Raw genomic sequence first — 13,179 nt, forward strand, 5'->3', positions numbered from 1 at the left:
TTTATCTCTTTAAAGTAAAATGCCCTCTAAATTGTTGCGCATTAATTTCAACAACATACCAATAATCGTCTGTTTCAAGAAGCTTTCCTGCAAACAATCCATCCCATGAAAATGCAGCATTTTTAGAAAATTTTAAAAGCTTTCCATATCTATCGAAAATAGAAACTTGCGAGGTTTGGTAAAACTCAATGCCTTTTAAATCAAAGTTATCGTTAACGCCATCACCATTTGGCGTGAAAAACTTCGGGATAAAAAAGTGAATAAAGTCTATAGAAACTAACGTATCACAGTTTTGGTGTTTCACATAAATAGTATAACTACCACCTTCAACATTAGTAAAAATAGGATTTAGTTGAAATATATTTCCGTTAATAGAATACAGAAAATCACCCGTATTTTCCGTGGTTATCACAATACTTTTTCCAACAGACTCTACAGATTCAATACGAGGTAAATCTATCCGCGAAAGCGTTATTGTTTTTGTTACTGTACAGGTTTCATTAGTAATATCTACAGTATAAATTCCAGACTGATTTACCGTTATAAATTCACTTGTAGCGCCTGTATTCCATAAAAACGTAGCTGTAGAAATATTAGTATGGGCATATAAATCTATAGTTTCGGTTTCGCAAAACATCAAGGTTTCTTCTTCATAATCAGGAATTTCAGAAAAGGTAATTTGCACTGCTGTTCGTGTATTAGAGGTACAATTTCCTATTTCGGTTTCCGCCTCAGCGTAATATGTTCCGCTGGTTGTAGCATTAAAAGCTCTACTATCTGCCTGTAATAAAGTTCCGCCAGTAGCCGCAGAATACCAATTTACAATTACACCAGAAGGCACGGTAACACTTAGCGGTGTTGTATCATTTTCGCAAATCATAACGTCTCCATTACTAGTTGGCGCATTAGGTTGCGGAATAATTTGAACTTCAAAAACATCGGAGGTAGAATTACATGAATCGTTAGCTAAATTAACAGCATCTTCGGCTACTTTAACCCTGTAAAATGTAGTATTAAAAAGCGAAGGTGTGGTATAATTATCAGTGTTTTCACCAACAATATCCACCCAAGTTGTACCATCGCTACTTTCTTGCCATTGATAAAAATGCGAAGAAAAAATAGAAAAATCGGGTGTTACCTTTAACTCGGTCGAGAATGGCGTATTATTTTCACAAACGGCAACATGTGTTTCATTTAAAGCATCTTCTATAATAACAGTGTCTCCACAGGTTTTAAAAACAATATCATCTATAGCTAAATCGTTTCCGCAACCACCAACACCATTATTCAACATTTTTAAAATAACAGCAGTTTGCCCAGGTTTAGATTGAAATACTAAAGCATATTGTCGCCAATCGGGACTAGATGTTCCAAAAATATCGCCGGTATCTCCACTTGCCAATAATTGTGTATCGGTGCTATCCCAAATTTCGAACTTTACATTTATAGGTATCCCTGCGCCACAACTATGGTTGGCGGGTAGTAAATTTATCATCCAAGACGAAAACTCATACGTTGTGTTTTCACATAAACCACTAATAGCAGTTCTGTAAAATTCACCAGAAGTAAAATCGGCATTAATTACTAGATTTCGGCCATTAGTATCGCCAGGTGTATGGTCGCTAATATTGTGCCAACCAAACCAATTTGTACTGCTAGATAAAGTATAAGATCCATCGTTTGGTTGCCCGCTAGCAAAAGTATAGCTTGTTGTTCCGGCTGGTAAAGATGCATTAGCTGTGCCGACTCCAAAGGTTTCGGTAAAAATAGGGTCGCCAGAATTACCGCTACAAAATCCCAATTGCGCTTGGGCTTTTACAGCGAATAAAAAAATAAATAATATTAGAATTTCTTTTTTAATGACTTTACTGTTTTTCTTTATGCTTCGTATTTTAAATAATACGAATAGCTATATTAGTAAAAAAAAGCGCTACAATTAACTAAATCTTCCTATAATGAACCATTTACCCTATTATTCGGTTATTTTTACATCAACTTTAAACGAAGATACCGCAGGCTACAACGCTATGGCCGAAAAAATGGAGGCCTTAGCTAAAGAACAAGATGGTTTTTTAGGTATAGAAAGTGCTAGAAACCAAATTGGTATTACCGTAAGTTACTGGAAAAGTTTAGAAGCCATAAAAAATTGGAAAGCCCAAACCGATCATTTAGAGGCTCAACAAAAAGGAAAAACCAATTGGTATAGTTGGTACAATGTAAAAATTTGTAAAGTAGAACGAGAATACAGCTTTCGCTAATTTAGACTAAAAATCATCATAAAACCATGCAAATTTACATCTAAACAAACACGCTTAGAGTATATAATTTAAGTGATGATCATGTTAAACTACATAAAACAACATAAAGTAAAATCGGCAATAGTGGCGCTAATTCTAGTAGCCTACTATTTTTGTTTACCCAACCCACTATTTAAAGACCCTACAGCTACAGTAATTACGAGTTCTAACAACCAATTGCTTGGTGCGCAAATTGCAAAAGACGGACAATGGCGATTTCCACATAACGATTCTATTCCTAATAAATTTAAAACCTGCATTGTTCAGTTTGAAGACGAATATTTCTATAAACACCCTGGTTTTAATCCTATATCAATTTTTAAAGCTTTAAAAGAAAATTTAAAATCTGGTGGTATAAAACGTGGCGGAAGTACTATTACGCAGCAAGTAATTCGATTAGCGCGGAAAGGGAAAAGCAGAACCTATTTCGAAAAAATTATTGAAATTATATTGGCGACACGCCTAGAGTTATCTAAATCTAAAAACACCATTTTAACGCATTACGCAAGTAATGCCCCTTTCGGGGGAAATGTGGTTGGTCTAGATGCTGCATCATGGCGGTATTTTAACCGAAACGCCAACAACCTCTCTTGGGCAGAAAGTGCAACATTAGCAGTTTTACCCAATGCGCCAAGTTTAATTTACCCTGGAAAAAACCAAGAACGTTTATTAAAAAAGCGAAATAGATTATTAAAAAAACTTCTAGAAAACTCAAAAATAGACACACTTACTTACGAGCTTTCTGTTGCCGAAGGTTTACCACAAAAACCCTACCCGTTGCCACAAACCGCACCACACTTATTACAAAAAGTAGCACAAAGACAAAGTGGAGCCCGCGTACAAACCACTATTGATATTAAATTACAAAACCGTATAAACTACATTGTAAAGAACCACTATAATAAATTAAGTCAAAACGAAATTTACAATGCAGCCGTTTTAGTTTTAGATGTAAAAACAAGGCAAGTTCTAGCCTATATTGGCAATACACCTACCGATAGAGCACACCAAAAAGATGTCGATATTATTGATAAACCAAGAAGTACTGGCAGTATTTTAAAACCCTTTCTATACGCCGCCATGTTGGATTCTGGCGATTTACTACCCAATACCTTAGTGGCCGATGTGCCTACACAATATGGTAGTTATAATCCCGAAAACTACAATAAAACTTATGATGGTGCCGTGCCAGCAAGTCGTGCTTTATCAAGATCATTAAATGTGCCAGCTGTAAGAATGTTGCAAGATTTTGGTTTAGATAGATTTTATCAATATTTAAAATTTCTAAAATTAAAAGATTTAAAATACGATGCTAACCACTACGGTTTATCGCTTATACTTGGCGGGGCAGAAAGTAACCTTTGGGATTTATGTAAAAGTTACGCCGCACTATCTTCTACGTTAAATCATTTTTCTGAAAACTCGAGCACTTATTTTTCAAACGAATTTTGCGAACCCACTTTTTTAGCTTCAACTAAAATTAACTTCGGAAAGCAAACTACAGACAAAACGTTATTTGATGCCGCTTCTACCTACCTAACTTACCAAAGCTTAAAAGAAGTTAACCGACCAGAAAGTGACGAAAGTTGGGAGTTTTTTGATGGATCGAAACAAATTGCATGGAAAACAGGTACTAGTTTTGGTTTTCGAGATGCTTGGGCTATTGGCTCTACAAAAGATTACGTTGTAGGCGTTTGGGTTGGTAATGCCGATGGCGAAGGCCGCCCTGGTTTGGTTGGTGTGCAAGCAGCTGCACCAATAATGTTTGATGTTTTTGAAAGCTTACCTAACAGCGATTGGTTTCCAAAACCTTTTGATGAAATGAAAAAAGTAGCAATCTGTAAACAAAGTGGGCACCGTGCATCGCAATATTGTGATACTGCGGAAGAGAAATACATTCAGTTAGCAGGTTTAAAAACCAAACCTTGTCCATATCATGTTTTAATTCATTTAAATAAAGATGAAACTTATCAGGTAAATTCCTCGTGCGAAGACATTGGTAATATTACTCATAAATCTTGGTTTGTTTTACCTCCATTAATGAACTATTACTACAAAACTAAAAACCCGTTTTACAAACCATTACCTAAATTTAAGCCTGATTGTTTTAGCGAAAATGCCGTTTCTATAGAGTTTATTTACCCTAAAGAAAATAATACTATTTTTCTACCTAAAGATTTTGATGGTAAAACCAACGAATTAATCTTAAAAATAGCACATTCTCGCCCAGAACTAAATATCCATTGGTCTATAGACGAGCGTTTTATAGGCACAACCAAAGACATCCATGAAATGGCCATAATTCCTGAAATTGGCACCCATATTATTACCGTGGTCGACGCCTATGGAAACGAGCTAAAGCGCAGCATAACCGTTGGTCTATAACAGTTTACCCTTTTTTTTATCACTATAACCAATTAATTACCAAGTTAACGGCTTATCATCTATTCTTGCTTTGATTTTCTATATGTAAAAATTTCAGCTCATCGAAAATTTATTAATAGCGTAATAGATTGCTGTAATTTTACTAAATAAAATAAAAAAAGTGTTTTGTTATCACTTAAAAAACGACAAACCCTAAAAGAATTAATTGGCGTCCCTCCCCACAAGAACTTATTTATGGAAAAAATATACTCTTACCTACCAAGTGTATTAAAAAACACTATGGCAATTGCCCTATGTTTATTCTCTTTTAATTTTATTAATGCGCAGTGTATTCCTAATAATATTGGTAGTAACGCTCAATTTTACATTTCAAATGTTTCGATTGAAAGTATTAATAATGCTTCTAATTCTTCCGCAGCCAATTATGAGTATTACAGCACTCCAACGGTAGATTTAGTCAATGGATTTACATATCCTATGGTTGTAGATTTTGCAACGGGATCGTATAACACTTCGGGTTTAGCAGTTTGGATAGATTTTAATCATGATGGTGATTTTGAGGATGCGGGTGAACAGATTTATTCTGGAACAATGACTCCAACAGTAAATACAGGATCTCATTCTTTTTCTTTAACTATACCAGTATCTGCAACAGTTGGGGTTACAAGAATGAGACTGTCGTTGAGACATAATGGTGTGTCTTCGGGACCATGTACAAATGATTATCAAGCTGGAGAATTTGAAGATTATAATGTCAATATTGGGTCATCCTCAGCCCCACCAACAGCAGTTTGCCAGAACTTAACGATATCTTTAGGTAGTAATAATAGTGCTAGCATTGTACCTTCAGATATTGATAATGGATCAAGTGATGATAATGCTATAGCGACATATGCTTTAGATTTAGATACGTTTGATTGTTCTAATATAGGTGATAATGCGGTTACATTAACGGTGACAGATGCAGACGGACAAACAGCTACTTGTACTTCCACTGTTACAGTAAATAGTTATTCAGGGGCGTTGATAGCGCCAACATTGGCAGATGTTACTGCGTCTTGTAGTTATGCAGTACCTACACCAGCAGACTTGTCATATAGTTGTGTAGCGGTTACACCAGTTTTTGATAGTTCAACTTCGGGATCAACAACCTTTACAAATGATGGTACAATAACCTGGTTGTATGATGATGGAGCGGGAAATACAGATACAGTAACCCAAAATGTATATATCAATTTAGTTGCGCCTTCAAATATTCTGGTTTCTTCAATAACTCAAACATCGGCAACAATAGTTTGGGATGATGCTTTAGGTGATCAAACTTATAGTGTTAGATATAAAGAGTCAGGTACTTTGTTATGGACAACAATTGCGGTAACAACTAATACTTTAAATCTAACGGGTTTAACAGATTTAACAAATTATGATGTAGAAGTTGCAACGGTATGTAGTATTAATATATCTAATTATTCTGCAACCTATAACTTTACAACTTTACCTGTAAATAATGCATGTGAACCAACTAGCAACTCTAATGGGCAATATTATATTACAAATGTGTATTTGCCAGGAGAAAACCTAACCGAAATCAATAATACCTCTGGGGATGATGGTGGTTATGGAGAATATACAGCAACACCAAGTGTAGATTTGATACGAGGTCAAAACTACACGATGGAATTATCTGTATCAAATCACATGGCTACAGAAAACAGATCTGGTTGGGCTGTATATATTGACTTAAACGGCGATGGAAACTTGGAGAGTAGCGAATTGGTTTGGGATAGTTCAGGAGAAGATAATTCACTATCAAACACAGATAATACATTTGATCCAGCGACAATAACAATTCCCGTTACTGCAGGTTTAGGTAAAGTAGTTATGCGTGTTGGCACAAGAAGGTACTGGTTCTCAGACAATCCTTGTGGCACCTTAGATGGTCATTATGAGGAGTTTGAAGATTATATAGTAAATATCAAAAGTGACGCTACAGCGCAAGAGATTGATTTGTATGGTAATGGTTTTGGTATAGTTTCTGGGGCAACAATGACAAGTACAGATAATTATACAGATTTTGGTATTTATGATGTTTATTCTGGCGCAGTAACAAGAACATATGTTATAGAAAATACAGGTATCGCAGATTTAGTGTTACAAGCACCTTATGTTAGTGTATCTGGTTCTACTGCTTTTACAGTAGCTGCACAACCAGTATTAACAACATTAACACCAGGGGAATCAACAACATTTACAATTGATTTTAATCCAGATGTAATAGGGGCGTATACAGGAGTTATTTCTATTCTTTCTAACGATGTAGATGAAAATCCATTTACTTTTACAGTCTCTGGTGAAGGTGCACAAACCTTTCCAGATACTGATGGAGATGGTGTGCCAGACAATATAGATATAGACGATGATAACGATGGCTTAACAGATAATTATGAAAGTTCTATTTGTAACAGTTATTCTAATGCTTCGACAGCAGATGTTGTCTTTTTAAATGAAACTTTTGGGGCAGGTACAAATCGCATTCAAATTAATGGTAATTATGCAGGAGCGACAACTACCTATTGTTACGAAGATGGTAGTGGCTCATGTCCATCGACCTATGATTCAACAAGTGTAAACGATGGTGATTATACTGTACATCACACCGTAACTAATAATAATGGAGTTACTGAAGGTATAGATGTCGATGTTTCGGCTTGGGCTGAAGATTATTGGTATGCGGGAGTCGATCATACTTTAGGGGATGTCAATGGTAGAATGGCTATTTTTAATGCAGCTGCAGATCCAGGTGTTTTTTATAGTCAAGAAATTTCAGGCATTACTATAGGTGTGCCAATTCAATTTGGTTTTTACGCTATTAATTTAGATCGTACAGATGCTCCTAGTGTTAGTGGAAGGCCTAAGCCAGAGGTGTCAATAACTATTTATGATAACTTAGGAAATCAAATAGCAACAGAATCCTCGGGATTAATTAACCCAACAAGCCCAGCTGGAGATTGGGTAGAGGTCTCGGCAAGCTTTACTAGCTCTGTTTCTCAATTTACTGTCGTTTTAACAAACTCTCAATCAGGTGGGTCAGGTAATGATTTAGCGATTGATGATATTTTTGTTAAACAAACATTTTGTGATTTAGATGGAGATGGTGTTGCAGACCTTATAGATTTAGATAACGATAACGACGGTATACCTAATGTCGTTGAGTTAGGATATGTTGATGATAATTTTGATGCTACAGTATATAATGATGTTACAAATCCATGGATAGATGCTAACGGAAATGGGATGCATGATGTTTATGAAGGTTTGACTGCGCTAGATAGTGATGGGGACGGAATACCAAATCATATGGATTTAGATAGTGATAATGACGGTATTTTTGATAGTGTGGAATATAATGGTTTAGGAGATATTGATATTAATGGAGATGGTGTTGGAGATGGTACAGATTATCAAGACACAATAGTTAATAATACTACGGATGATCCAGATGGAGATGGTATTTTGCCATCTGTGGATGATAATGATACAGATGTTGATGGTACTTCAGACATAGATCATGGAACATTTAATTATGATGTTCCTTTGGATACGGATGGAGATGGTGTTGCTGACTATTTAGATGTAGATAGTAATGATGCTACAAATAATACAACCAACGGAAGTGATATAGACACAACACAAATTTACGCCCATTTAGATACCGATAACGACGGTGTTATTGATGGCTCTACCGATACAGATGGTGATGGAATTCTTGATGCTTTTGATACTGATAATACTGTTTTCGGTTCACCAAGAGACTTAAGCGATAGCCACACTCTTTTCTTCGATGGACGTAATGATTATGTAGAAGATGCTAACGTAATAAATGGTTGGGCAAATGCTACCCTTATGGCATGGATTAAAATTGAACCAGGAGCAACCGGTGATCGTGTTGTTGTTGGCCAAAATAGTTTTAATATTATGGTAACTAATGGTGGTCGTTTAAAAGTTGAAACCAACAGTATTAGCTTAGAAGGAGATTCTGCTTTACCTGAAAATATTTGGGTACATGTTGGAGCAACCTATAATAGCGCTACAAGCAGTTTTGTTATTTATGTAAATGGTCATCCTCTTAAAAGTACAAGTGTATCTGGATCTTTAGCTTCGGATGCCACTAACTTTACCATAGGAAGAACACCAAATACAGACACCCGCTATTTTGAAGGAGAAATAGATGAAGTACGTTTATTCAATGAAGCTTTAAGTGAAACTTCATTCCAAAGAATGGTTTATCAAGAATTGAGCGATACTAATTTTAATCAAGGCGCCATAGTTCCCTTAAATATTGATGCCGCAAACACATTTAACACATCTCTAGTTAGGTATTTTAAAATGGATACTTTTAAAGGAGATATTGTAGATGACGCCACAACATTAACTATCGATGTTGGCACAGGAGCAAGGCTATATAACATCAAAAACATTTACTTTCAAACCGCACCATTACCTTATGAGACTAAAGCTGCAGGGACTTGGAACTTAACAAACACATGGCTACACGGTGATGTTTGGGATATTGACGCTGAAGCAACCAATCAAGATTGGTCTATAGTACATGTTAAACACAGTCTAACAACCGCAACTAGACATGCAACAGCTGGTTTAATAGTTGATGCTGGTGTTGAATTATCAATACAAAGTGATGTTGAACTTAACAACTCTTGGTACTTAAACCTAGCTGGAATTATCGATTTAGAAGGTGAATCTCAATTAATTCAAACAGAAGAAAGTGTTTTAGAAGCTACAGGTTCTATAGAAAGAGATCAACAAGGTACCGAAAACTTATATACTTATAATTATTGGTCTTCTCCAGTACATACCTCAAACCCAAATTCTGATATTGATGGAGATGAAACTTACACTGTTGCAAGTATTTTAAGAGATGGTGAAGATGCTAACAATCCCGGATCTATTAGTTTTGTAGGTGGTTATGATGGTAATAACACAACCTCTCCAATACAAATAGCAGACTACTGGATTTGGAAATACTCAAATAACCAAAGTGACAACTATAGCTTATGGGAACATGTAGGCAGCACTAATCCTATAAAAGTTGGTGAAGGTTACACCATGAAAGGCCCAGGAACCGGATCTGTTAGTACAGATAAAAACTACGTATTTCAAGGCACTCCAAATAATGGAGACATACTTCTACCTATTACAGCAGGTAACGATTACCTAATAGGAAATCCATACCCTTCGGCTATTGATGCTGATATATTCATAAATGACAACTTAGATTCAGCTGGTGGAGCTTTAAATGGCACTCTTTATTTTTGGGAACATTTTGGAGGTGGTTCGCATATATATAGAGAATATCAAGGTGGCTATGGAACTTATAATCTTTCAGGAGGAGCACCGGCAATTGCGGGGTCTCACACAGCTTCCGATCCCGTTGTTAGCGGTTTAGGAACAGGAACTAAAACACCAACAAAAAACATTCCTGTTGGGCAAGGGTTCTTTGTAACAGCAACATCAAGTACAGATATTAAATTTAACAACAACCAACGTACATTTGCTACAGAAACAAACAGTAGCACCTCTATATTTCTGAGAGGAACAGCTCAAAAAACTACAATAGCTACAACAGACTCGAGCTTAGAAGATTTACGTACCAAATTACGTTTAAACTACAACTCCCCTAACGGCTATATACGTCAATTATTAACAACAATAGACGAAAACGCAACTATACAAAACGACAGAGGTTATGATGCGCCTTTAATTGAAGACAATGAAGAAGATATGTTCTGGACTATTGGCGACAACAGTTTTGTAATTCAAGGTATAGATGAAGCTACTGAAACAACCGCATTACCACTTTCTGTAAAAACACAAACAGCTGGTGAAGTTGTAATTAGTTTAGCAGAATTAAAATACCCTACGGACGGTTTTGAATTATACTTAAAAGATAATTTAACGCAAACGTATCACGATTTATTAGAAAACTCAAGCTACACCACTTCAGTTGAAGAAGGTATTACTGCTAATAGATTTGAAATTGTTTTCGCTAAACCTACAAATACTTTAGGTATTTCAGATAATGAGATTACTCAAGGCGCTGTTAGTATGTATTACAATCCTTCAGATGCCGCAATACATATTACCAATCCTGATAATTTTTCAATTGAAAACATCACAGGTACTAATATTTTAGGACAAAATGTATTGAGCGAACTGCTTAATTCTTCTGATAAAAATATAACCTTACCTGCTAATTTAACTTTAGGTGTTTATATTTTTACTATTGAAACAGACCATTCTACAATTACAAAAAAAATGATAATTAAATAATTAAAAAAACTTACACCAATAGATTAAATAGGAAAACCTCAATACCGATTAGTATTGAGGTTTTTTAACTAACGTTTTAAAGTGAAATGCCCCGTAAGTTTTTGCCCATCTATTATTACCACATACCAATAATCTCCGGTAGGAACATGTCTATTTTTAAAAGTACCGTCCCAATCAAAAGAGCCATTTCTACTAAATTTTAATAATTTACCGTAACGATCAAAAATAGATACTTGCGATTTACCATACGCTTCAATACCAGATAAACGGAAGCTATCATTAACAGCATCATTATTAGGGGTGAAAAATTTAGGAATATAAAAATGCAGGTATTCCTGACTAACAATATCCGAACAGTTTTGAGATTTTACATAAATGGTATAACGTCCGCCTTCAATATTATAAAACACAGAATTAGGTTGAAAAATATTCCCATTAATAGAATATAAAAAATTACCAGAGTTTTCAGTTGAAATAACAATATCATTTCCATCAGATGTTACAGAATCAATGATTGGTGTTTCCGCAACTGACACATTAAATATTCTTGTCTCATAATTACAAGTACTTCCCGTAATTTCAACAGAATAACTTCCTGATAAAGTAATCGAAATGGTTTCTGTTGTTTCACCCGTATTCCAAAGATATAATGGATTAGCAATGCCTGTTTCGGGTTCTAAAATTAAAGTTTCCGAATCGCATAATTCAAGTTCATTCTCAAAAGTTAATCCGGGTTGATCACCCGAAAGATCCCAAGAACAAGTTGCTGTATTAAAAGTTGCAGTTTCCCAACAGTTTAAAACAGGCTGAATAGGTTGTGTACCAGTAATATCCCAAACGCAGGTTACATTATTAAACATTGCTGTTTCGTAACAAGCTGGCGTTGGTACTATGGCTTGCGCACCTATCACATCCCAAGAACATGTGGTTGTATTAAAAGCAGCAGTTTCCCAACAATCTATCGTAGGTTGAGCTGGCTGTGTTCCCGTGATATCCCAAACACAAGTTGTATTATTAAATGTTGCAGTTTCGTAACAAGCCGTTATTGGTAATGTCGCTTGAGTTCCTATAACATCCCAAGAACATGTGGTTGTATTAAAGGTAGCTGTTTGCCAACAGTCTATCGCAGGCTGAGTAGGTTGTGTACCTGTAATATCCCAAACGCAGGTTACATTATTAAATGTTGCGGTTTCGAAACAAGCTGTTGTTGGTGCTATGGCTTGAGTTCCTGTCACATCCCAAGAACATGTGGTTGTATTAAAAGTAGCAATTTCCCAACAGTCTATTGTAGGCTGAATTGGCTGTGTTCCTGTTATATCCCAAATACAAGTAGAAGAATTTACAGTTGCCGTTTGCCAACATTCTAAACTAGGCGCAGCAGCTATAGTTGTTACCGTAGCTTGATATTCAGTAGAAAACGAAACACATTGTGGATTGTTTAAATTAATAGCGACCTGTGCTATTTTTGCGCGATAAATACTAGTCGTTGAAATAGAAACAGAAAGAGATGCATTTGTTTCTCCAGCAATATCATTCCAAATAACACCATCAAAGCTTACTTGCCATTGATAAAAATGAGTCTTGTAAACTGAAAAATCTGGTGTGGCTGTTAATGTTGTATTATAAGGTGTTTCCGTGCTACATAAACTTACAGAATTACTTATTGATGTTCCTGTAGTTATAACGTTATCACCACAAGATTTAAATTCAATATCATCAATAGCTAAATCATTTCCGCAGCCACCAACTCCATTATTTATTATTTTTAAAATAACCGTATTTTGCGAAGAAAGCGTTTCAAAAACTAATCCATATTCCTCCCATTTTGGACTGGATGTTTCCGTTATAGCACCTGTAACACCACTAGCTAACAAATTAGTATCTGTAGCATCCCATATTTCAAAACTCACATTAATTGGTATGGTTCCTCCTGTTTGGGTTGAGCAAAAACTATTAGCCTTCACCAAATTTATTAACCATGCAGAAAACTCATATGTTGTATTTTCACAAAGCCCTGTAATAGTGGTTTTATAAAATTCACCTGGATCGGTCGCGGCATTTACAATTAAACATTTCCCATTGGAATCTGATAGGGTATGATCTTCTATTTGATGCCAATCGAAACCATTAACAATGGTACCATTACGTA

5 protein-coding genes are annotated in these 13,179 nt (G+C 35.6%); 3 read left to right on the forward strand and 2 right to left on the reverse strand.

The genetic code is table 11. The features are described 5' to 3' along the window. Position 1: 1 nt before the first annotated feature. Positions 2-1,801: a T9SS type B sorting domain-containing protein gene (locus GQR98_RS05650; protein ID WP_159018654.1), complete on the reverse strand. Its 1,800-nt coding sequence runs from the start codon at positions 1,799-1,801 to the stop codon at positions 2-4. 154 nt (positions 1,802-1,955) lie between these two features. Between GQR98_RS05650 and GQR98_RS05655 the strand changes: the two genes are divergently transcribed. From GQR98_RS05655 to GQR98_RS05665, 3 genes are all read left to right on the forward strand, one after another. Then, positions 1,956-2,258 (forward strand): antibiotic biosynthesis monooxygenase family protein, encoded by a 303-nt coding sequence (locus GQR98_RS05655; protein WP_159018655.1) that lies wholly within the window; start codon positions 1,956-1,958, stop codon positions 2,256-2,258. A gap of 81 nt (positions 2,259-2,339) precedes the next feature. Continuing rightward, positions 2,340-4,682: a penicillin-binding protein 1C gene (gene pbpC / locus GQR98_RS05660; RefSeq protein ID WP_410488895.1), complete on the forward strand. Its 2,343-nt coding sequence runs from the start codon at positions 2,340-2,342 to the stop codon at positions 4,680-4,682. A gap of 234 nt (positions 4,683-4,916) precedes the next feature. Beyond that, positions 4,917-11,030: a GEVED domain-containing protein gene (locus GQR98_RS05665; RefSeq protein ID WP_159018657.1), complete on the forward strand. Its 6,114-nt coding sequence runs from the start codon at positions 4,917-4,919 to the stop codon at positions 11,028-11,030. Between the two features lie 68 nt (positions 11,031-11,098). On the opposite strand, the gene GQR98_RS05670 is transcribed toward GQR98_RS05665, so the two are convergent. Beyond that, entirely contained in the window at positions 11,099-12,994 is a 1,896-nt protein-coding gene (locus GQR98_RS05670) for a T9SS type B sorting domain-containing protein (RefSeq protein WP_159018658.1), read from the reverse strand. Between the last annotated feature and the right edge of the window lie 185 nt (positions 12,995-13,179).

It is taken from the genome of Algibacter sp. L3A6 (genome assembly GCF_009796825.1).
Taxonomy (GTDB): domain Bacteria; phylum Bacteroidota; class Bacteroidia; order Flavobacteriales; family Flavobacteriaceae; genus Algibacter.

Bases quoted from the DNA above. Each gene is read 5' to 3' on its own strand.
- GQR98_RS05665 (WP_159018657.1), top strand. From the start codon at position 4,917: ATGGAAAAAATATACTCTTACCTACCAAGTGTATTAAAAAACACTATG.
- pbpC (WP_410488895.1), top strand. From the start codon at position 2,340: ATGTTAAACTACATAAAACAACATAAAGTAAAATCGGCAATAGTGGCG.
- GQR98_RS05655 (WP_159018655.1), top strand. From the start codon at position 1,956: ATGAACCATTTACCCTATTATTCGGTTATTTTTACATCAACTTTAAAC.